The organism is Heyndrickxia camelliae, assembly GCF_002844575.1.
Taxonomy (GTDB): domain Bacteria; phylum Bacillota; class Bacilli; order Bacillales; family Bacillaceae_C; genus Margalitia; species Margalitia camelliae.
Map to the genome: position 1 here is coordinate 24,130 of NZ_PIQO01000025.1, position 21,754 is coordinate 45,883.

The window sequence follows — 21,754 nt, forward strand, 5'->3', positions numbered from 1 at the left end:
GCCGTAATGTTCTCCTCAGGTTCTTATCCAACATGTTCCGTTTGCTTACTTGCATTTTTTAACTCTTTTACAATATCCATGATAATAGAAAGCCATTTTTCCTCTTGAATACCTTTTATATTTAATGTAATTTTTAATTTATTGCCGTCCATTCCAAAACCTACTGAACGTCCATACTTGTTGCAAACCTCTACGACCCTTGGACCATCTATATTTTGTGTTCCTTGTTCCGATACAAGGATGGATATGCCTTGTTTTGTCTGTTTCAACGATTCTAAATGTGCCTCCATTGCAAAGACTTTCATTTCCGAAATCGTAAACAAATACCCGACCTGGTTAGGATACTCCCCGTAACGGTCGATCATTTCTTCCTTTAATTCCTCTAATTCTTCTAATGATTCAATGGCTCTAAATCGTTTATACATCTCAATTTTTTGATGTCCATCAGCAATATACGTATCTGGAATATATGCATCTATTTCTAAATCAATTTCAAATGGCACTTTCTTCTCGTGAGCTTCTGTGCCTCTTCGTTCTTCAATTGCTTCTTTTAACATTTGGGAATACAAATCAAATCCGACAGAATCAATAAAGCCATGTTGTTGAGCGCCAAGAATATTCCCTGCACCTCTTATTGATAAATCGCGCATAGCAATTTTGAACCCTGAACCTAGCTCTGTAAATTCCTTAATTGCTTGAAGGCGCTTTTCGGAAACCTCCGTAAGCACTTTATCCTTACGATAAGTAAAATACGCATAAGCGACACGATTAGAACGTCCAACACGTCCGCGAAGCTGGTATAACTGAGATAATCCCATGCGATCAGCATCATACACAATTAAAGTGTTAACATTCGGAATATCGACACCTGTCTCAATGATAGTAGTTGTAACAAGTACATCAAATTCACCTTCTAAAAAGCTTAAAATAACAGATTCGAGTTCACTTTCTGTCATTTGGCCATGTGCATACGTTACACGGGCATCCGGGACAAGGGTCGATATCTCTTCTGCTTTTCTTTCAATATCCTCCACACGGTTATATAAGAAATAAACCTGGCCGTTTCTAGCTAATTCCCGCTCAATTGCTTCTCTGACAAGGTGACCATTATATTCCATCACATATGTTTGAACTGGAAAACGATTTTCTGGCGGAGTCTCGATAACCGATAAATCTCTTACACCTAGCATAGACATATGTAGCGTTCGTGGAATTGGTGTAGCGGTCAGTGTTAAAACATCCACATTCGTTTTCATTTGTTTAATTTTTTCCTTGTGTGTAACGCCAAATCTTTGCTCTTCATCAATAATTAATAAACCAAGATTATGAAATTGTATATCCTTTGAAAGAATACGGTGAGTACCAACAACAATATCCACCGTTCCATTTTTCAAGCCCTTTGCTGTTTCAGTTTGTTGCTTCTTCGTTCGAAATCTACTTAACAAACCAACGGAAACCGGATAATCTTGAAAACGTTCTTTCATCGTTTCATAGTGCTGCTGGGCTAAAATAGTGGTCGGAACAAGAAAAGCAACTTGCTTTCCATCCATAATAGCCTTAAATGCAGCTCGAATAGCAACTTCCGTTTTTCCGTACCCTACATCCCCGCATAATAAACGATCCATCGGACGTTCTCTTTCCATATCCCGCTTAATTTCTTGTATAGATCGAAGTTGATCCTCGGTTTCTTGATATGGAAATGTTGCCTCAAACTCTCTTTGCATATCACCATCTGGTGAAAAAGCATATCCTTTCGCAGCTTCCCGTTCTGCATATAGTTTTATTAAGTCATCCGCAATGTCTTGAACAGAAGATTGGACTTTTTTCTTTACCTTCTTCCATTCCGTACCGCCTAATTTATATACTTTAGGTTCTTTTCCCTCAGACCCTACATATTTCTGAACAAGTTCAATTTGTTCTACAGGAACATACAGCTTATCAGTCCCTTGATATTTTATATGCAAGTAGTCTTTATGGACCCCATTAATGACAAGCGTTTCAATTCCTAGATATTTTCCAATACCGTGATTTACATGGACAACATAGTCGCCAACTTTTAATTCTGAATAGCTTTTTATTCTTTCAGCATTTGATAGTTTTTGTCTCCGAGGTGCTTTTTTTGTTTTTTTATTGAAAAGTTCCTCTTCTGTAATGACTGCCAATTTTTGCATGGAAAGCTCAAAGCCAGTGTTAAGATTTCCCTGAATAACTTGAACACTACCTGGCAGCAATTTATTGGAATCTTCTACAACAGCCGCTTCTATTTCATAATCCTCTAATACACTATGTAACTTTGAGAGACGGTCTTCATCAGTTGCTAGAAATACGACAGTAAAATTCCCTTTTTTCCATCGTTCCATTTCCGTCTTTAACACATGCATTTGACCATGAAAGTTTTGCATTTGCTTACATGTTATATTCACTATATTTTGTGGATTGGTATTTGGAATATGACGCAAAAACAATGATAAGTATAATCTAGGCAAGTTTGCTTGGATTAATAGCTTAGTTAAATTATGTGACACCTCTAGTTCATGTACGATTTGACCTTCTTCCAACAAGGATGTAAACCATTCGGCCTCCTCATTTTCTAAACGGTCATTCATTTCTTGAATACGACTATATTCATCTAGTACGATGAGCCCTTTGCCATCTATATAATCTAGTAAACTTGCAGGATTCTCGTATGCTAATGAAAGAAACTTAAAAAATTGCTCCGGTTTTTGCTTGTTTTTTAGGTTTTCAATGGCATACCCTATATTTTGTGTCAATAATTCCTTTGATTTTGCACTTTTTACTTTCTTCAAAGTTTTAGAGAGCTTATCCTCCAGCCTATCGGCTAACTTTATTAAAGTATTGGCATCAACAGGCGATTCTGTTGCAGGTCCAATTAAAATACTATTTCGTTTTTCTATGGAACGCTGGTCCTCTACTGAAAAGGTCCTTATGGAATCTACTTCCGTATCAAACAATTCTATACGAATTGGATTTTGCTCGGTTAAAGGATATATATCTAATATTCCCCCGCGTAAACTGAAATCCCCAGGTGTTCCAACCATATCATTTCGATTGTACCCCATTGCAATGAGAGATTCTAAGACAGCCTCTAGCTCAATATCCTTTCCCACTTCAAAGGACAGTTGATAGCTTCTCCATTGTTCCGCAGAAGGAAGAACCTTCCGCAATCCTGCCATTGGGACAATCACTATCCCTTTACGCTTTGATACAAGAAAATTCAACGTTTCAATGCGTTGGGCCATTAATTCTGGGCTTGCTATTCCTATTTCTGCAGCGATGAGTTCGTTTGCTGCATATAGATATACATAATCTTCATCCACTAATTGCGATAAATCATCATATAATTTTTGCGCTTGTAAAAGATTATAAGTCACAATAATAATCGACTGATTCCATTTTTCAAAGATAGATGCAATAAAGACGGTTCTGGAGGACCCGGACAAGCCTGCTACCAGTTGTTCCTTGAGGTTCTCTTCAATTCCGGTGATAACCGACTGAATTTCATCCTGTTGCAAAATAATTTGCTTTAATCCCTTCAATCAATAGCCCTCCTTTCTTAAATGATAAGAACGGTATAAGTTTTTTATCCTATAAATTATTTCATGAGATTAGTCTTTGGATAGCGCAAGCAGCCTATCGGCTAGCAAATTTCTCCTTCCAATTTCTTTCAGTAAAATGATAGTGCTATTTTCAATAGTACGGGAAAGCATGGTTTCCTTTATCTCCGTCAAAGACTAGAAGGTGAAATTTGAAACTCATTTTCATTCTTACATACGCCTAGAGACAGGCGCTTGCACTTTTCTTATAACTATTATGGACTATATGAAACAATTACTTTTTTATAAAGAACGATTTTGCTTCTATAAAATCCCGAAGCAGTGTCTACAACGAATTTTTAAATATTGGAAACAGAAAAATGCTTTGGATTCTCTTCCAAAGCGGACTAGTGAATCAAATAATCGTATGCATGTAGTTCAGGATTTCTTGTAAGTGCTTCTTGGCAATCCTCACAAATCGATTTTATATGAATATTGCCGTCTGATTCATAGGATACCATATCTTGTCTTTCCTCATTGGTTAATGTATTTAATCCAAGATTTTCTGCATGGATGGATTGATTTTCAATGGTTCCCATATTGGTCCCACAATGACGGCAAAAATAATGTATAGCCATTCTTTGCCTCCTTATAACAAGTTTTTTATTATTATGAACCTGTTTATAAGGAGTTATTCGTGGCAAATCAATAATTAATGATTATCCAATAATTATTCCCACTCTTCACTTATGATATATCCTAATTAGATTGCTTTTAAGGATCTTTTCCGCAATTTTTATTAATACTTGCTCAAATAAGGTGGTTACCCTAGAATTTCTAATTAAAAAGAAATAACCATTATGAAAAAAACCTTAATTAAATTGATTCATCACTTCTAAAAACGGTTTTTCTAGCCATTGTTCACAAGCATCTGCTGAATGTTTAATAGCTATTTCAAGTGTTGGCCACTCATCTTTTTTAAATTTACTCAACACATAATCTGGAACGGACATTCCATTTTCAGGACGGCCTATCCCGATTCGTATACGATTGAAGCTTTGCGTACCTATATGTGCAATGGTAGATTTAATTCCATTATGGCCACCGGCACTTCCCTTTTGCCGTAAGCGTATTTTTCCAACAGGCAAATCCAGATCATCATAGATTACTAATAAATCCTCAACATCAATATTGTAGTAATCCATTATGGGTCTAATACATTCTCCTGATAAATTCATATACGTTAACGGTTTTAGAAGCATAAATTTTTGTCCATTTTTATGGATAATGGAAAAGAGCCCATTAAATTTCGATTGATTCAAGGGTGCCCCATACCGTTCGGATAACTCATCAATTACCTCAAAGCCAATATTATGCTTTGTTTTATCAAATTGTGACCCGGGATTTCCTAAGCCAACGATTAATTTCATTATTTTACACCTCAAATTAAATATAACATAAAAAAGCCATTCACCTTTTTACGTTTAGATTTCATATTTAATATTATACATGGGGAAATTTTTTGGAACAAATTCAAAAGCGATGGTTTGCACGAAATAAAAATTACATAAAAAAGAAGGACCTACCCTTATTTTTAGAGTAAATCCTTTAATACACATCTCTACTCGCCTTCTGTTTCCGTTGTCTCTCTTCCCTCAAGATTTTCTGGCATACCGGATTCTTGCTGTTCTCCAGTACTTATTTCCTCTTCTTGTCTTGGTGGTAAGATGGAGGCAATCGTTTCCTCATCTTCATGATTAATATTGAACGGATATTCCCCTCTAATATCTGCAATGGTAATGGTTTCATTCACTTGAAGATTGGTAACATCCACTTTCATTACATCAGGTATGTCATTGGGTTTAGCAGTTATGGAAAGTTCATGAATTGGTTGCTGTAGAACGCCCCCATCTTTTACACCAGCACTTTCACCAACTAACTCAACTCGAACATTAGCTTCGATTTCCACAGATAGATCGACAGCCAAAAAGTCTAAATGAACAATGTTTTTCTTTAAGGAATCTTCTTGATAGTCGTTTAAAATAACATTTTGCTTTTGTCCATCGAGATTTAACGATATAACGCCATTTCTCCCTGCTTGTTTAATGATTTTTGTAAACTCAGTCTCATCAACATAAATAGGTGTATTTTCCATCTTATATCCATAAACAACAGCAGGAATATTACCACCTCTTCGAAGTTGCTGAAGCTCTGAATGCATTTTATTATTTCGTTTCTTTGCTTCTAATACCGCGACCATCCTTCTATTCCTCCTATTCTTATGTAAAGAAATCTCTCTATATAAATTCCCTAAATCGATGAAATCTAAACATGTACGTGTAAATAGGCGGAGAACACTTATAAAAAAGAGAAGAACCTGCATGTCACAGGTTCTTCTCCACCATTATATTAATCAAATAATGTACTTACTGATTGATTTTCATGAACACGAATAATAGCTTCCCCAAGTAAAGGTGCTACTGACAATTCTACTACTTTGTCAATTTTCTTTTCTTCCGGAAGGGCGATTGAATTTGTTACAACTAATTCTTTAATTTTTGAATTCTCAATTCTTTCTATAGCAGGCCCAGATAAAACTGGGTGAGTACAACATGCATATACTTCTCTTGCTCCATTTTCAATTAAAGCATTTGCCGCAAGGGTTATAGTACCCGCAGTATCAATAATATCATCTATTAAGATAGCTATCTTACCTTCAATATTCCCTACAATATTCATTACTTCCGCTACATTCGGTCGTGGACGGCGTTTGTCAATAATAGCAATTGGTGCTTTTAGACGATCGGCCATTTTTCTAGCACGTGTTACACCCCCATGATCAGGAGAAACAATAACTATATCATCATTGAATTTTTTAGTTTTGAAATAGTCTGCTAAAATCGGAACACCCATTAAATGGTCAATTGGTATATCAAAAAATCCTTGAATTTGTGGAGCGTGTAGGTCTAGAGTGATTACTCTTGTAGCTCCTGCAGTCTCGATTAAATTTGCCACTAATTTCGCAGTAATTGGCTCACGTGCACGTGCTTTTCGATCTTGACGTGCATAACCATAATAAGGCATAACAATATTTATCGTTTTAGCAGAAGCACGTTTAAGAGCATCGATCATAATTAGAAGTTCCATCAATCTTTCATTAACAGGTGAGCTCGTTGCTTGTACAACGTATACGTCACACCCGCGAATACTTTCTTCAATATTTATTTGAACCTCACCGTCACTAAAACGAGTTACTGAACATTTACCAAGTTCTACACCCACTACATGTGCAATTTCTTCCGCTAACTGGACATTTGAATTTAATGTGAAAATCTTAAGATTTGGGTCAAGATATTGGTTAGACATGATGGACCTCCAATTATTGATTGTGTTTTAATTTACTTACATAATTTTCTTTATTTACCTGTCTTGCGCGCGCTATGGATAAGCTTTCAGCAGGAATGTCGTCTGTAATTGTCGAACCTGCTGCGATATAAGCATTTTTTCCGATTGTTACAGGTGCTACTAAGTTGGAATTACAGCCAACGAATACGCCATCTTCAATTTTTGTCAAAAATTTATTCTTGCCATCGTAATTTACTGTGATAGAACCACAGCCAATATTCACGTCTGCTCCCACTTCTGCATCGCCAATATAGCTTAAGTGTGAAGCCTTGCTTCCTCGGCCGATTTGTGCCTTTTTAATCTCGACAAAATTCCCTATTTTCGCATTTTCCTCTATAAGTGAATCTGGGCGAATATGTGCAAATGGACCAATATTAACATGAGACCCTATTGAACTTTGCTGAGCCACAGATTGCTTAATATTCGTGCCATTTCCTACTTCACAATCTTTAATCTCTGAGTTCGGTCCAATCATACAATCTTCACCGATTACCGTTCTTCCAGAAAGCATAGTGCCTGGCTGTATGATCGTATCTCTGCCAATCACCACATCCGATTCAATATAGGTGTTATCAGGGTCAATAATGGTAACACCATTACGCATATGAGCTTCATTTATTCTTATTCTCATAATTCGTTCTGCACTGGCTAAGGCGACACGATCATTTACTCCCAATGTTTCATCCATATCATTTGTTTGATAGGCTGATACTATTTCACCTTGTGATTTTAGTATTTCAATCACGTCTGGCAAATAATATTCATTTTGAGCATTGTCATTTTTAACCTGCTTTAGTGTTTCAAATAACTTTCGGTTGTCAAAGCAAAATACACCTGTATTAATTTCTTTTACTTTCCGTTCCTCTTCAGTTGCATCCTTGTGTTCGACAATTTTCTCCACAAATCCTTTTTCATTTCTAATGATACGTCCATAACCATCTGGTTTTTCTGTATATGCTGTTAATATGGTAGCTTTTGCATTTTGTGCCTCATGATGCTTTAATAGTGCTTCAATCGTTTCCGCTTTAATAAGCGGAGTATCTCCACAAACTACAAGAGTGGTTCCATCTTCATTAGATAAAATTTGTTCCGCTTGCATAACAGCATGAGCTGTACCTAACTGTTTTTCTTGAAGGGCAAAAAGCGATTTACCATCTAGCTTTGACTTTACCATTTCTGCACCGTGTCCAATAATAGTGACCATTTTATTAACGTCAAGTTTTGAAACCTGGTCAACAACATGTTCCACCATTGGTTTACCGCAGACAGGGTGAAGTACTTTATAAAGCTTCGATTTCATTCGCGTCCCTTGTCCTGCCGCTAAAATAACAGCAAATCGATTTGTCATATTTGGTCCCCCAATAAACCTATTTATCCATAAAAAATATATCTTAAATAAGGTTGCATTTCAAGGAATCTTCGTGAAGTACATATTATTGTTAAAATATGAGGAATGTGGAATAGTGAGTTTTTAATTTAAAATGGATGATTTGAGGAAAATATAATAACAAAAAATGGAATTATTGTGACTGCTACAACATTTATTATCTAGCAAACTTTCGGTCTTCTCTTTACGAAAAGTCAACATTAGCAGAAATGTGAATTGCCAATTTCACTCGCTCGTGAACTACCTCTACACGGTTTCCTTTAAATTAGTCGATGCCTGAAAGGAATTACGTCGATGAACAGGCTGCTCCGCTTTTCTATTAAAAAGAGCCTTACTATATGAAGTAGGCTCTAGTTGTTTTATTTACTTTAAGAAGCTCCCGCTTCTTCGAATTCAACTTCTTCTAACTCACCCAATCTATTGTATTCCGTTAATACTGCTTCTTGAATTTTGCTGCGCGTATTGGAGTTAATTGGATGTGCAATATCACGAAATTCTCCATCAGGAGTGCGTTTACTTGGCATAGCTACAAACAAACCGTTATTTCCATCAATGACACGGATATCATGAACAACAAATTCATTGTCCAGAGTAATAGAGGCAATCGCTCTCATTCTTCCTTCCGTATTAACTCTGCGCAATCTAACATCTGTTACTTCCATCTGTGTTCACCACCTTTTTTCCTAGATAGAATCTAGTTAATGTATTCAACAGATTTTAGAAAACTCCTTCTTTAATTGTATAATTTTTTAAAAAATTTCATGAGTTCCAGTTCTGTAAAAATATTTAATAGTTAATAGACCAATATATTAGGACAATATGGACAATAAACTGATAATTTATACGTAAGGAAGCATAAAAAGTTTCATAAAAAAAAACAAACCAATCAGGTTTGTTTTTTTTATGAAACTAGAGCTACTACTTCAATTTCTATTAAAGCATCCTTTGGTAATCTTGCCACCTCTACACATGAACGCGCTGGTTTATGTACAGAAAAATATTGACCATATATTTCATTTATTATCGCAAAGTCATCCATATTTTTAATAAAAACGGTTGCTTTCACTACAGTCTCTAAAGAAGCTCCTGCCTCCTTTAACACCGCTTGAAGATTACGAAATACTTGATGTGTTTGTTCTTTAATATCACTTGATACTATGGTACCCTCCGTAGTTAATGGGATCTGTCCGGAGCTAAAAAATAAATTATTTACGACTATTCCTTGTGAATATGGCCCTATAGCCGCCGGAGCCTCATTAGTAGCAATTACTTTCATTTTATATCCCCCTTATGAATTAATCCCGATAAAAATAATTTCCTTCTACAACTTTAATGCTTTTGTTCTTCATATTTACGTCCATAAGCTTTACTAAAGAAACATAGTCATCCACTAATCTTTCCTGTGCATCCTCAGATTCTACCAAAACAGCTATTCCTGCAAGAGTGGCGTTGAACTCATCCAATAGGTTCATCATCCCTGTAATGGTTCCACCTGCTTTCATAAAATCATCTACAATTAATACTTTTGCACCTTCATTTAAGCTTCTCTTGGAAAGAACCATGGTTTGAATCCGTTTTGTAGAACCAGAAACATAGTTAATACTGACCGTAGAGCCCTCCGTTACCTTACTATCCCCTCTGACGATGACGAACGGCACATTTAAATGCTCAGATATCGCGTGAGCAATCGGGATACCTTTTGTTGCTACAGTCATAATAACATCTATCTGGGAATCAGCAAAAGCGGTAGCTAACAATTTTCCTACTTTATTCATGATATGAGGTGTTCCCAACAAATCAGTTAAATATAAATATCCCCCTGGGAGTAGTCGATCCGCACTGGCAATAAGTTCACAAAGCTCACCGATAAAATCCTTAGCATCTTTTATACTCGCTTTTGAGATATATTTTACCCCACCGGAAGCACCCGGTATCGTTTGAAGGGTACCAATTCCTTGCTTTTCAAACGTTTCTTTAATAATGGCTAAATCTTCGCTAATAGAAGACTTTGCTGATCCATATCTTTCAGAAAAGAATGTCAATGAAACAAGTTCTCTAGGCCGTTCTAATAAATAATGCGTCATATCGATAAGGCGCTCACTACGACGAAACTTCATACAACAAGCCTCCGTTAAATCCGAATATTATAGATAAATATAGCATTAATATACGGAATGTGTCTATAACTGTTCATTATTAATTACTAAAATGGAAAACGCTCGCCCAATAATCTTACAGCAAACACTTGATCACAGAACCCACGCAGCCCATTATAAATTCTTTGCAGTCTTGAATCGTATTGTACAAGGCCAAATACAGTTGGGCCACTTCCACTCATTAAAACAGTATCTGCACCAAATCTCTCCATTTGCTCTTTAATTTGATACACCTCTGGATGCAACCTCAAAGTCACGCTTTCCAGTACATTTCCTGTTTCTCTGCAAACAGCCTGATAATCTTGATTATGAATTGCCTCTAACATCGCTTTTGTATTTGGGTGCTTCACATTAGATAAATTCAAATTATGATACACGTCTGCTGTTGATACACCTATAGATGGCTTGGCCAAAATAACCCAACAATTCGGAGGTGCAGGAAGTTCCATTATCTTTTCTCCTCGACCTTTTGCTAATGCCGTTCCCCCATATACACAAAAGGATACATCCGATCCAATTTCCGATCCAATTTCAGCAAGCTGATCCAGTGAAAGGCCTAAATTCCACAATTTATTTAATCCCCTTAAGGTTGCTGCTGCATCACTGCTACCGCCCGCAAGTCCTGCAGCAACAGGTATCATTTTATCAATAGCAATGGAAACACCTTGCTTAATTTGGTATTTATCTTTCAATAGCTTTGCTGCCTGATAAGCTAAATTCCGCTGGTCGTCTGGCACAAAACGACTCTGAGAAATAATGAAAATCTCTCCATCTTTTCTTTCCGACAGCTCAATTCGGTCTGATAAATCTATAGTTGTCATAACCATTTCAACTTCATGATAGCCATCTTCGCGCCTTTTTAAGACATCTAATGATAAATTTATTTTTGCCGGAGCTTTAACTAAAAGCTTCAATATTTACACCTACTTTAAATCCTGCTTAACACACATTTTTCCGAATTCGATTAAGCAGTGGCTTATTTGTCCTATTTTAACATAAATTGATATATACATGATAATCTCCACAAATACTGTATTTTATCATGATTAATCAAAAGTCGAAAGTATAATTTTTTTTGCAGTATACTGGTGCCTCTAATATCTCTTATCTTTATTTATAAGTTTATTCGTGTGCCTATTATAAATTAAAAAAGACCGAGTTATCTCGGTCAACGGCATGTTTTTATTATTCGCTGTTTGAGCTTTCGAATTTATCACTATTATATCTGATTTTTGTTAGCCAGTTGTTGTTCTGCAATTTCAATGGCCTTCTTCACCATATTACCTGCATCCTTAGCTTTAATACCGCCCCATCCATCTTGTTGAACAACGTCATAAAAACCCAACTCTTTTGCTAACTCTTCCTTCATTTGATTAGACATAATTCCTCTTCTTCTGCCCATTACGACTTCCCCCTTTAACATGCCATTATTAGTATTATACTTTCGAGTCGTAAATATTTTGGGTGAAATTAACAAAAATATTATCTTAGAAAAACTCGCATATTTAATGTATTTCCTTTTTCATACAGATAGTTACTATGTATGCAGTAATATTTGTTGAAATTTGTCTAAATTTATTCATAATCAATATATATTCAAGACAAAATAAAAAGCAGTAAACACAATGTCTACTGCCAACTATAATTATATTTCTTGATGCTTTTCAAAGAAGGTAAGTTGTACTGTTTCTGTAAGTACATCTGCATAGCTATAGGAAACACGCTCAAAAGCATTTTCCTCTTGATCTAATTCGATGACAAAAACTGATGGATAAGTTTCTGCCAAAACACCAGAACGTTCAATCGTCTTTCTTCGACCGCCATTAGCTTTCAACATTAATCGTTTACCCAAATTAGAATCAAGGGATTTTTTAATGTCAGTTAATGTTTTTGGCATTTTGCTCCACCTCACTATGTATTAGTTTAACACAGTTTCAAAATTAGGTCAAACATAAATTATTTATTTTATCAATGAAACAAAGATAATGTCAATATTTTTTCATCAACAAAATGATTGTTTTTTTTACATTTACTAGTATTTCCAACTAAATTTTTATTATGTAAAAATAATAATTGATTTGAAAACCCATTTATAATCCGTTCTACAAATAGTTTGTCCCATCCATTTATGGTTATCGAAATATACTGAAGAAGCTTATAATGAGTAAATAATTACGTTTAGTAAAGGTAGGGTACTTAGTCATAATTACGGTTATATACAAAAATAAAAGCCCTAATGATGGGTCATTAGCGGCTCCTATTTTAGTCTTCGACTGGTTTATATGGCATTCCTGTTCGGAGTACACCCTTTGTTTCAACCCCTCCAATCCCCTTCTCACCGGTTAGGGTATTGCGTAAAACATCCCATACGTTAACTTGTTCCATGAACGGTGTATAACAAATTTTAGCCACAATATAAACTGGGTCTAACGCGTGAATGTTTACCCTTAAAGGAGAACTTGCAAAATTTGCACCTGCATAGATGAGGGATTCAAAGTGAGATTGGCATGCACCGGCAAAAATAACTAATTGATCTAAGTGTGGGACTTTTTTTCTTGCCTCCCTTACCGTTTTAACAAAGTATTTTGAATGGCGATAAGCATTAATGTCTGATTTCTTTCCTTTTGCTTTTGAATAGGCATCATGACCTGTAATTACTAAAATATCCGGACGATATTGCTCAAGTAAATGAGAAATTCGATTTGGCATCTCCCTCTCATGACAATGGACACCATAAACCGTTAAACCAATTTTTTCATATAAATCTAAACATTTCTGAAGGTAAGAAGGATCCCCATCGATATGCAGAACACGTCCTGGAATCTGGAAAATATTAAAATCGTGGCTGTAGCTATTGGTTGCTTCATATTCCTGGCGTTGCCTTAATAATTCCATTTCTTGTTGAAATAATTCAAAAGATTGAGCCTCAAGATTCCGATATTCCCGGGATATTTTTGAACGTTCATCCGAATTGATTATAGTTAAATCGTCCATAGGTGCATCTGCAATTAAACGAAAATCTTCTCCGTACAGAACGGCCGTTTTCTTGCCATCTATTTCTTTTATATCAATTACTTTAAATAGAAGATCACAGTCATAAGACAGACGCCCAACAATTGAATTTACCTGAACATTCACCATTTTCAACTCCACTGGTTAGATTACTCACTAATACTTCTTTTATAGGCTATGCGAAGATGAAAAAGGTGTGATAAGAAAAGCGAAAGCGTCTATCGGCTAGCCGGTAGACGCTTTCGCTTTTCTCCAATTAGGATTCATTACCAATTGGGAGGACTTTAAGTAGAACATTACTTAAGTCTGCAAATTCTTGTATTGATAAAGTCTCTCCTCGCCTAGAAGGATCCACGTTTATCTTTTCAAGAGATGATATAATTAATTCTTTATTTTCCTTGCCGTTTGGCAATCCGCTAGTTAGATTATTCAAGATCGTTTTTCTTCGCTGCGCAAAAGAAGTACGAGTAATATGAAAGAAAAATTCCTCGTCCTCCACTTCTACAATTGGCTTATCCCGCTTAAGTAAACGAATAACTGCAGAATCTACATTAGGCTGCGGAGTGAAGACCGTTTTGGGAACAATCATAACCGTCTCCGCCTTTGTATAGTACTGGATAGCAATCGATAATGATCCATATTCTTTTGTTCCCGGACTTGCAGAAATTCGGTCGGCAACCTCCTTTTGAAGCATAACAACAATCCCCTTAAGTGGAAGCTGTTCTGTTAAAAGTTTTAATAATATGGGAGTGGTAACATAGTATGGCAAATTCGCCACTACCATGATATCCCTAGTTCCGCTAAATTCCTTTTGTATTACTTCTAGTACATTTGCCTTTAAAATATCTTGATGAATAATTTTTACATTGTCATACGGCGATAATGTATCTTCTAAGATGGGCAAAAGTCGTCCATCAATTTCAAAGGCCACAACTTTTTTACTTATTCTTGCCAAATGCTCCGTTAATGCACCAATGCCCGGACCAATTTCTATTACCCCTGTTTCTTCCGTTAGTTCTGCAAACTCAGTTATTTTCTTCAATATGTTTGAATCTACAAGAAAATTCTGCCCTAGGCTTTTTTTAAAAGAAAAACCATATTTATGGAGAATTTCTTTCGTTCTTAACGGTGTTGCAATATCTTTATGCATCCTTTTCCTCCTGCAATACTGTAGTTAGAGCATCCGCAAATGCCTCTTTTGTGATTTGGAACATCATTAACCGCTTATGCAACTGCTTTCCATTGGTATAGCCGATTTTCAACAACTCTCCCAAACGTTCTCTTCTTTCTTTTGACCTTTGCCCGCCAATTAATCCCGCAGTAAGCAAGTCCTCTTGAGTAATCCATTCCACCATCTCTGATTCCATAGTATGTGCCTCATTTAAAGCCTCTCTTATTGCATCTGGGCTTGCATACTCAACGCCAATTCCCCTGCCGGAAGAAGGTTTTGCATCCTGTTTTTTTAGAAAGGCATGCTTACAGCCAGGTACCTTGCTTGCTATTGTTTTTCGGATCTTTTCGCCTGGAAAATCCGGGTCCGTGAAAATAATAACTCCTCTTCTTGCCTGAGCCAAACGAATTTTCTCTATTGTCTCCTCTGATATGGCAGAACCATTCGTTTCAATCGTGTCTGCATCAATAGCACGTCTAATCGCAGTGGTATCATCACGGCCTTCGACCACAATAATTTCTTTAATTTTCATTTTTCCTCCAAATTATTGAAACATTTTCGATATCATTTCGTCTAATTACATAAATATACTTTTCATATTATATAACATGTTCAAATAAAAGAAAAAACAGAGGAATAATCCCCTGTTATACTTACTTCAATATACGAATTTTCACATAACGTCTGCCCCATCGATAAGCGTCTGATTTGTTTTCAAAGTAAACATCAATGAAATTTCCTTTAATGGCACCGCCGGTATCCCCGGCAATTGCATATCCGTAGCCTTCTACATACACTTTTGAACCAAGTGGAATGACTCTTGGGTCCACTGCAATCAACTTAATATTGGGATTTGCATTTAGATTTATCCCCGTTGCAGTCCGACTGGAACAGCCATTACAATTAGATGTATATGCCGTTGAATTCACATAAAGCTCGCGTGCCGTTTCTTGGCTGCCTCTGGATACTTGATTTGTCAATTGCTTGGAACCAACTGCTACTACTTTTGACTTACTTTCTTTTACTACATTTTTTTTAATAAGACTTCTGCTTACTTCCTTACCATTTTCTTTAACCACTTCGTATAACTTCTGAACGAGACCCTTTTGACCATGCTGGATAACCTTCTGCTCTCCCTGTGAAAGATTGGAATCCTTTTTGGTTACTATTGCATATTCAATTGGTTCTTCCACTACATCGGTGACCTTTTTAACTCGAATCACTTTTATTTCATCATTTGGCTTAACTTTTTGATTTGCATTAGGATTAGTGCGATCCAATTTTTTTAGTACGATGCCTTGCTGCTTTAAAAAGTCACCGACAGTAGTCGAAGTTGACCATACTTTTTCTTTTTTTCCACCGTTATTTAAAGTAACAGGGAAAGCCTTCATTACGATGATATTCATATTTTTATAGATTTTAGTGTCCTTGCCAGGTTTAACTTCATCATTCGGATGGATATTAATATCTTCATCCTGTACTAGCTCCTGAATCGTATTGGCAGTAGTCCAAATCACTTCCTTCTTCCCATCAACCGTCAAGTTTACCTTTTTGGAAGGCATCCATTCGACTGTCAATTGATCCTTTACTTTCGTTTCTGCAGGTAGAGATAAGTAGTCATGCTTTTGTAAGGTAATATTTAAGTCTGCAAGTATATCCCCTACTGTGTCGGCATGTGTCTTTATTACTTTTCTTTTCCCGTCAATTGTCATAGCTACCGTTTTTTTCGTAGTTTCAAAGGTAATAAAACATATAGTAGCTGCAAAGACTAGAAAACTAGCAATAAAAATAGTCCACTTTTTCTTACTCACTGCCTTGGATAACAGGTTTTTCATGTTATTTCCTAGCATGAAAATAACTCGCCTCCTTCTCATCGATGAGATCTTATAGACTATCACGCCGGTCTCTCTTAGATGTTTTGCGTAAATTAGTATCTATTATGCAAAACTATATTTGTTTTTGAAAGGGAGACTTATCGACATGAATATCCTATGAAGGAGGAGAGACATGTAGAACCATTTAGAATTTTAAAATATGATGACAAGCTCCCTTACCATATGACAAAAATTATTATCAATTTATGCCGAATAATTTTTTAGCATTTTGAGAAGTTTGTGCTACTACTTCTTCGTAGGCTATTTCTTTTATTTCGGCAATTTGTTCAGCAACTAGTTTTACATAAGCAGGTTCATTTCTTTTTCCTCTGTACGGATGCGGCGCCAGATAAGGACAATCTGTTTCAATTAATAAATGACTTAATGGAATTTCCTTCGCTACTTCCTTTGGTTTTTTTGCATTTTTAAATGTTACAGGTCCTCCTAGTGAGATAAAAAAGTTCATATTAATGCACTCCCTCGCAGTATCAACGCTACCGCTAAAACAATGCATTATTCCACCCACTTGATCTGCCTTCTCTTCTTTTAAAATTTCTACTATGTCTTGAGTTGCTTCACGATTATGGATAATGATTGGCAGGTTAACCTTTTTCGCTAAACGAATTTGCTTGCGAAAGACATCCTTTTGAATATCCTTTGGTGATTTATCCCAGTGATAATCTAAACCCATTTCACCAAGAGCGACTACTTTTGGATGCGAAGATAATTCCTCAATCCAATGTAAATCGTTTTCCGTCATATCAATTGCGTCCACGGGATGCCAGCCAATACTGGCGTATAAAAAGTCATATTCTTCAATTAAGTCCATTGCCTTTGTAATGGTCGATCTGTCAAAGCCAACCACAACCATTTTTTCTACCCCAGCATTTAATGCATTTTGTATGACTTCCTTCAAATCTTGGTCATATTGTTCATCATTCAAGTGAACATGTGTATCAAATAACATTTTGATTCTCCTTATCCATTTTTAGTTTAATATAAAAATTCTACACAAGCTTTGCATTCACTTAACATTTACTTTACATCTTAATAGGCCATATTTATCTCAAAACTGGAAATTCCCAGTATATATTTTACTCCATATTGCCCGACTTATTTCGACATCTATAAAAAGGCGATTATAATAAAAATGATAAAAAGTGGTAAAACAGCCAATCTAAAAAAAGATATTCACACATAAAAATAGCATAGAGAATCACGTCGAAAATTGTTTCACGTGAAACATCCCTATACTATTTTTGCCTTAATTATTGGAAATTGTCCCTATTTAATATTACATTTACTTTACAAGTGCTCCGTTTGGCAAGCTTTGATCTACAGCAGCCAATGAAAGTACACCGTCTTTTTTACCTGCTAATATCATACCTTGTGAGAGTTCTCCTCTAAGCTTTACAGGTTTTAGGTTTGCAACACAAATCAATTTCCGTCCAATTAATTCCTCAGGTTTATAAAATTCCGCTATTCCCGATACTACTTGACGCTTTTCATATCCTAAATCTAATTGCAGCTTCAATAGTTTATCCGCCTTTTTAACTGGCTCAGCATGAAGAACCTGCGCTACACGAAGTTCAACCTTCATAAAATCATCAATAGTAATTTCCGGTTTCCTATCCGGCTTCTCTTCCCTGTCATTCTTCTTTTCTTCTTGCACTTTAGGAGCAGAGCTTCCCATCTTCTCTTTAATAAAGTTTACTTCTTCTTCGATTTCAAGTCTTGGGAAGATAGGTTCACCCTTTTTAACCACTTTTGCCCCTTCAGGGATATTTCCAAATGTCTCAAGGCTATCCCATGTCTTCAATTCATTATCTTTAATTGCCAACTGTTCAAATATTTTCTCTGGAGTCTTCGTTAAGAATGGCTGTAATAACACCGCTATTCTACGCAATGATTCTGCTAAATGAACCATTACATTAGCCAGTTCTTCTCTTTTTGCATCCTCTTTAGCCAAGGTCCATGGTGTTGTTTCATCAATATATTTATTGCTACGACTAATTAACTCCCAAATGGAAGATAAGGCAACGGAGAATTCCATCTTTTCCATAGCTTCCTCATACTTTTTCACCGTTGCTTTATTTACTTCGAGCAGTTGTTGATCAAATGTACTGTGCGAGCCATTATAGGTTGGAATATTTCCATCAAAGTATTTATTAATCATGGCAACAGTGCGATTTAATAGGTTGCCTAAATCATTCGCTAAATCAAAGTTAATGCGCTCTACGAATCCTTCCGGCGTAAAAACTCCATCAGCTCCAAATGGAACCTCGCGCAATAAATAGTATCTAAGTGCATCTAAGCCATAACGATCAATTAAAGTAACAGGATCTACAACATTTCCTTTTGATTTTGACATTTTGCCATCTTTCATTAAAAGCCAACCATGTGCAAATACTTTTTTTGGAAGTGGCAAATCCAAAGCCATCAACATAATTGGCCAATATATTGTATGGAATCGAACAATCTCTTTTCCTACCAAATGTACATCTGCTGGCCAGTACTTTTGGTATCTTGAGTCATCTTCGGTTCCATAACCTAGTGCTGTAATATAATTAGAAAGTGCATCTATCCAAACATATATAACATGTTTCGGATCCCCAGGAACTTTTATGCCCCAGTTAAACGTTGTACGGGATACCGCTAAATCCTCAAGTCCAGGCTTGATAAAATTGTTAATCATTTCATTTTTTCGAGATTCCGGCTGGATAAAGTCTGGATTCTCATTATAAAATTGAAGAAGACGATCTACATATTTCCCCATTTTAAAGAAATATGACTCTTCCTTCACCCATTCTACCGGATGACCGCTGTCAGGACTCTTTCCCCCAACAACCTTCCCATTTTCCAAAATCGGGTCTACAAGTTGATGCTCTGTATAAAATGTTTCATCTGGAACAGAGTACCATCCTTCATATTGATCAAGATAAATATCACCTTGATCTAATAGCTTTTTAAATATTTTCTCTACCACTACTTTATGTCTTTCTTCAGTTGTTCGAATGAAATCATTATAGGATATATCTAATTTATCCCAAAGGACACGTATCCCACTCACAATATTATCTACATATTGCTGTGGTGTGACCTTTTCCTCCTCTGCCTTCCGTTGTATTTTCTGGCCATGTTCATCTGTTCCTGTTAAATACATTACATCAAAACCGCGCATTCTTTTATAACGCGCCATTGCATCTCCAGCTACTGTAGTATAAGCATGTCCAATATGTAAATTTCCGCTTGGGTAGTAAATAGGCGTTGTAATATAAAATGTTTTTTCTTTCTCACTCAACTTGGATTCCCACCTTTTAATAAAGTAATATTCTAATACCATACTACTACATCTAAAGAAAAAACTCTCACCCAAGGGCGAGAGCTTTTAAATGCCATTTTGGGGCAATTCTTAGATAATTCCTATTACATCTACATCTTTACCTCTTATATCATCAAAATATACATAAAAAGAAAACATCCTGCAACTTTTGGCAGTCTATATTCCGACATTTCTTTCTTTTATTTTAATGGAATCAACAGATTTTGTCGAAAAATATTTTAAAAATGCATTTTACATTTTTTTACGATTATGATACTTTTGATACATTTTATCATCAATTTTAAACATTCATTACGTCCCTAATTACCTATATATCAATGTTTTTACGAGTTTTATAAATTCCTATTTTATACAAAATAATTATTGACGGATATGGGAATGCTTGGTATGATATAAACAGTTATAAAAAATATGTCGAAAATTGACGACAAATTATCCGGAGAAAATGAGAGGAGAAAACAAAATGAAATCTACTGGTATTGTACGTAAGGTTGATGAATTAGGTCGCGTAGTAATTCCTATTGAGCTTCGCCGTACACTTGGAATTGCAGAAAAAGACGCATTAGAAATTTATGTCGATGATGAAAAAATCATTCTTAAAAAATATAAACCTAGCATGACTTGCCATATTACTGGTGAAGTTTCCGACAGTAATGTTCAATTAGCAGGTGGAAAGCTAGTTCTTAGCCGCGAAGGTGCTGAAATATTATTACAAGAAATCCAAAACGCATTCGAAAATGCAAAATAATAAGACCCGTTGAAATTATTTCTTTCGGATTTTAAATATAGATATGAAATATAATAGGTGCGTACTTCCAAAAAGGCAAAGTGCACGCACAAATTGGATATAAAAAAAGGATGACTATACACAGTCATCCTTTTTTTAAGATATGTAATAAATATTGTTTACTCTTTTTCTAGTTCCGTAACTACTTCTTTAACATTTCCTCGTTGCATACTTCTACTCTACATGATATTCCTGATAAACCTCTCTCTTAGGAATTCCCCGGTCCTTTGCCGTTTGTTTAATAGCTTCCTTTGAAGCTAGTCCATCTTTTTCGATATAGGTATTTACATGATCAATCACGGAAAGTGTCTCCCACCATTTTTGTTCTTCATCTACTAACTGATTTTCATTTCCCTGAACAATGATGCAAAATTCACCGCGTATCTCATTATGCATCGACCACTCTATTACTTCTTCCACAGTACCCCGAATAAATTCCTCAAACTTTTTTGTTAATTCACGACACAAAGAAATATTACGATTCCCTAATACACTACTCATTGCCAGTAAAGTATCTTTCAAACGATGCGGTGCTTCATATAAAATAAAGGTCGCTGTCTGTTTCTTTAATATTTCCAATTCCTCATTTCTTTCCTTCTTTCCCCTTGGAAGGAAACCATAAAAGTAGAAAGGCTGAGGTTTTAATCCGGAGGCAATTAATGCTGTTATTGCAGCGTTTGCTCCTGGTAATGGGATAACACTAATATTTTCTTCAATCGCTGCTACTACAAGCTCATATCCAGGATCTGATATCGAAGGCATTCCTGCATCGCTTACAAGGGCAACCGTTTCTCCATCCAGCAAACGTGAAATTAGATGTTTAGAGCTTATCTCCTTGTTATGCTCATGATAGCTAGTAATCGGAGTGGTAATCTCAAAATAGTTGCATAGCTTTTTCGTATTCCGTGTATCTTCTGCAGCAATAATCGATGCCTCTTTCATAATTCTAATAGCTCTAAATGTCATATCTTCCAAATTACCGATTGGAGTAGGGACCAGGTACAATAATCCTTTTTCCTCATTCATAAAACTCTTTTGTTGCTGCATTTGATTGACCAGCCTCTT

At 35.9% G+C, this 21,754-nt stretch carries 20 protein-coding genes; 1 reads left to right on the forward strand and 19 read right to left on the reverse strand.

From position 1 onward, the window contains the following. Positions 1-23 precede the first annotated feature (23 nt). The 18 genes from mfd to metG all read right to left on the reverse strand — a co-directional run bounded on the left by mfd (position 24) and on the right by metG (position 19,860). Positions 24-3,557: a transcription-repair coupling factor gene (mfd, locus tag CWO92_RS21740; protein ID WP_101356302.1), complete on the reverse strand. Its 3,534-nt coding sequence runs from the start codon at positions 3,555-3,557 to the stop codon at positions 24-26. A 404-nt stretch (positions 3,558-3,961) separates the two neighbouring features. Further along, positions 3,962-4,192 carry an anti-sigma-F factor Fin gene (gene fin / locus CWO92_RS21745; protein WP_101356303.1) on the reverse strand — a complete coding sequence of 77 codons (231 nt, stop codon included), beginning with the start codon at positions 4,190-4,192 and terminating at the stop codon, positions 3,962-3,964. Positions 4,193-4,426: 234 nt separating this feature from the next. After that, the gene (gene pth / locus CWO92_RS21750) at positions 4,427-4,984 is read right to left on the reverse strand and encodes an aminoacyl-tRNA hydrolase (protein WP_101356304.1); all 558 of its coding nucleotides are present in this window, start codon (positions 4,982-4,984) and stop codon (positions 4,427-4,429) included. A 191-nt stretch (positions 4,985-5,175) separates the two neighbouring features. Continuing rightward, positions 5,176-5,814 carry a 50S ribosomal protein L25/general stress protein Ctc gene (locus CWO92_RS21755; RefSeq protein WP_101356305.1) on the reverse strand — a complete coding sequence of 213 codons (639 nt, stop codon included), beginning with the start codon at positions 5,812-5,814 and terminating at the stop codon, positions 5,176-5,178. 149 nt (positions 5,815-5,963) lie between these two features. Next, positions 5,964-6,920 (reverse strand): ribose-phosphate diphosphokinase, encoded by a 957-nt coding sequence (locus CWO92_RS21760; protein ID WP_101356306.1) that lies wholly within the window; start codon positions 6,918-6,920, stop codon positions 5,964-5,966. A 13-nt stretch (positions 6,921-6,933) separates the two neighbouring features. Further along, positions 6,934-8,307, reverse strand: a complete 1,374-nt coding sequence (gene glmU, locus CWO92_RS21765) for a bifunctional UDP-N-acetylglucosamine diphosphorylase/glucosamine-1-phosphate N-acetyltransferase GlmU (protein ID WP_101356307.1) — start codon at positions 8,305-8,307, stop codon at positions 6,934-6,936. Positions 8,308-8,714: 407 nt separating this feature from the next. Next, the gene (gene spoVG, locus CWO92_RS21770; RefSeq protein WP_055741679.1) at positions 8,715-9,008 is read right to left on the reverse strand and encodes a septation regulator SpoVG; all 294 of its coding nucleotides are present in this window, start codon (positions 9,006-9,008) and stop codon (positions 8,715-8,717) included. Between the two features lie 239 nt (positions 9,009-9,247). Continuing rightward, on the reverse strand, positions 9,248-9,622 hold the full coding sequence (locus tag CWO92_RS21775) for a RidA family protein (protein WP_101356308.1): 375 nt from the start codon (positions 9,620-9,622) through the stop codon (positions 9,248-9,250). 19 nt (positions 9,623-9,641) lie between these two features. Then, entirely contained in the window at positions 9,642-10,463 is an 822-nt protein-coding gene (gene purR, locus CWO92_RS21780) for a pur operon repressor (RefSeq protein ID WP_101356309.1), read from the reverse strand. 86 nt (positions 10,464-10,549) lie between these two features. Beyond that, positions 10,550-11,416 (reverse strand): 4-(cytidine 5'-diphospho)-2-C-methyl-D-erythritol kinase, encoded by an 867-nt coding sequence (gene ispE / locus CWO92_RS21785; RefSeq protein ID WP_101356310.1) that lies wholly within the window; start codon positions 11,414-11,416, stop codon positions 10,550-10,552. Positions 11,417-11,721: 305 nt separating this feature from the next. Continuing rightward, on the reverse strand, positions 11,722-11,904 hold the full coding sequence (locus CWO92_RS21790; protein WP_101356311.1) for a small, acid-soluble spore protein, alpha/beta type: 183 nt from the start codon (positions 11,902-11,904) through the stop codon (positions 11,722-11,724). Between the two features lie 243 nt (positions 11,905-12,147). Beyond that, the gene (veg, locus tag CWO92_RS21795; protein ID WP_055741673.1) at positions 12,148-12,399 is read right to left on the reverse strand and encodes a biofilm formation stimulator Veg; all 252 of its coding nucleotides are present in this window, start codon (positions 12,397-12,399) and stop codon (positions 12,148-12,150) included. 365 nt (positions 12,400-12,764) lie between these two features. Further along, on the reverse strand, positions 12,765-13,643 hold the full coding sequence (yabG, locus tag CWO92_RS21800; protein WP_101356312.1) for a sporulation peptidase YabG: 879 nt from the start codon (positions 13,641-13,643) through the stop codon (positions 12,765-12,767). 127 nt (positions 13,644-13,770) lie between these two features. Next, positions 13,771-14,664, reverse strand: coding sequence for a 16S rRNA (adenine(1518)-N(6)/adenine(1519)-N(6))-dimethyltransferase RsmA (gene rsmA / locus CWO92_RS21805; RefSeq protein ID WP_101356313.1), 894 nt, complete (start codon positions 14,662-14,664; stop codon positions 13,771-13,773). After that, positions 14,657-15,217, reverse strand: coding sequence for a ribonuclease M5 (gene rnmV / locus CWO92_RS21810; RefSeq protein ID WP_101356314.1), 561 nt, complete (start codon positions 15,215-15,217; stop codon positions 14,657-14,659). Before rnmV ends, rsmA begins: the two co-directional genes overlap by 8 nt. A 121-nt stretch (positions 15,218-15,338) precedes the next feature. Continuing rightward, positions 15,339-16,535 (reverse strand): G5 and 3D domain-containing protein, encoded by a 1,197-nt coding sequence (locus tag CWO92_RS21815; RefSeq protein WP_101356315.1) that lies wholly within the window; start codon positions 16,533-16,535, stop codon positions 15,339-15,341. 223 nt (positions 16,536-16,758) lie between these two features. Further along, positions 16,759-17,526, reverse strand: coding sequence for a TatD family hydrolase (locus tag CWO92_RS21820; RefSeq protein ID WP_101356316.1), 768 nt, complete (start codon positions 17,524-17,526; stop codon positions 16,759-16,761). Between the two features lie 333 nt (positions 17,527-17,859). Further along, positions 17,860-19,860 (reverse strand): methionine--tRNA ligase, encoded by a 2,001-nt coding sequence (gene metG, locus CWO92_RS21825; protein WP_101356317.1) that lies wholly within the window; start codon positions 19,858-19,860, stop codon positions 17,860-17,862. A 505-nt stretch (positions 19,861-20,365) separates the two neighbouring features. On the opposite strand from metG, the gene abrB reads away from it, so the two are divergent. Beyond that, on the forward strand, positions 20,366-20,650 hold the full coding sequence (gene abrB, locus CWO92_RS21830; protein WP_101356318.1) for a transition state genes transcriptional regulator AbrB: 285 nt from the start codon (positions 20,366-20,368) through the stop codon (positions 20,648-20,650). A 213-nt stretch (positions 20,651-20,863) separates the two neighbouring features. Here abrB and rsmI read toward each other — a convergent pair whose 3' ends face one another. Continuing rightward, positions 20,864-21,736, reverse strand: a complete 873-nt coding sequence (gene rsmI, locus CWO92_RS21835) for a 16S rRNA (cytidine(1402)-2'-O)-methyltransferase (RefSeq protein ID WP_101356319.1) — start codon at positions 21,734-21,736, stop codon at positions 20,864-20,866. Between the last annotated feature and the right edge of the window lie 18 nt (positions 21,737-21,754).

Coding starts and splice junctions, on each gene's coding strand:
- CWO92_RS21815 (WP_101356315.1), bottom strand. CDS start 16,535: ATGCTAGGAAATAACATGAAAAACCTGTTATCCAAGGCAGTGAGTAAG.
- CWO92_RS21755 (WP_101356305.1), bottom strand. CDS start 5,814: ATGGTCGCGGTATTAGAAGCAAAGAAACGAAATAATAAAATGCATTCA.
- purR (WP_101356309.1), bottom strand. CDS start 10,463: ATGAAGTTTCGTCGTAGTGAGCGCCTTATCGATATGACGCATTATTTA.
- CWO92_RS21775 (WP_101356308.1), bottom strand. CDS start 9,622: ATGAAAGTAATTGCTACTAATGAGGCTCCGGCGGCTATAGGGCCATAT.
- abrB (WP_101356318.1), top strand. CDS start 20,366: ATGAAATCTACTGGTATTGTACGTAAGGTTGATGAATTAGGTCGCGTA.
- pth (WP_101356304.1), bottom strand. CDS start 4,984: ATGAAATTAATCGTTGGCTTAGGAAATCCCGGGTCACAATTTGATAAA.
- rsmA (WP_101356313.1), bottom strand. CDS start 14,664: ATGCATAAAGATATTGCAACACCGTTAAGAACGAAAGAAATTCTCCAT.
- glmU (WP_101356307.1), bottom strand. CDS start 8,307: ATGACAAATCGATTTGCTGTTATTTTAGCGGCAGGACAAGGGACGCGA.
- CWO92_RS21790 (WP_101356311.1), bottom strand. CDS start 11,904: ATGGGCAGAAGAAGAGGAATTATGTCTAATCAAATGAAGGAAGAGTTA.
- veg (WP_055741673.1), bottom strand. CDS start 12,399: ATGCCAAAAACATTAACTGACATTAAAAAATCCCTTGATTCTAATTTG.
- rnmV (WP_101356314.1), bottom strand. CDS start 15,217: ATGAAAATTAAAGAAATTATTGTGGTCGAAGGCCGTGATGATACCACT.
- fin (WP_101356303.1), bottom strand. CDS start 4,192: ATGGCTATACATTATTTTTGCCGTCATTGTGGGACCAATATGGGAACC.
- spoVG (WP_055741679.1), bottom strand. CDS start 9,008: ATGGAAGTAACAGATGTTAGATTGCGCAGAGTTAATACGGAAGGAAGA.
- CWO92_RS21820 (WP_101356316.1), bottom strand. CDS start 17,526: ATGTTATTTGATACACATGTTCACTTGAATGATGAACAATATGACCAA.
- CWO92_RS21760 (WP_101356306.1), bottom strand. CDS start 6,920: ATGTCTAACCAATATCTTGACCCAAATCTTAAGATTTTCACATTAAAT.
- yabG (WP_101356312.1), bottom strand. CDS start 13,643: ATGGTGAATGTTCAGGTAAATTCAATTGTTGGGCGTCTGTCTTATGAC.
- rsmI (WP_101356319.1), bottom strand. CDS start 21,736: ATGCAGCAACAAAAGAGTTTTATGAATGAGGAAAAAGGATTATTGTAC.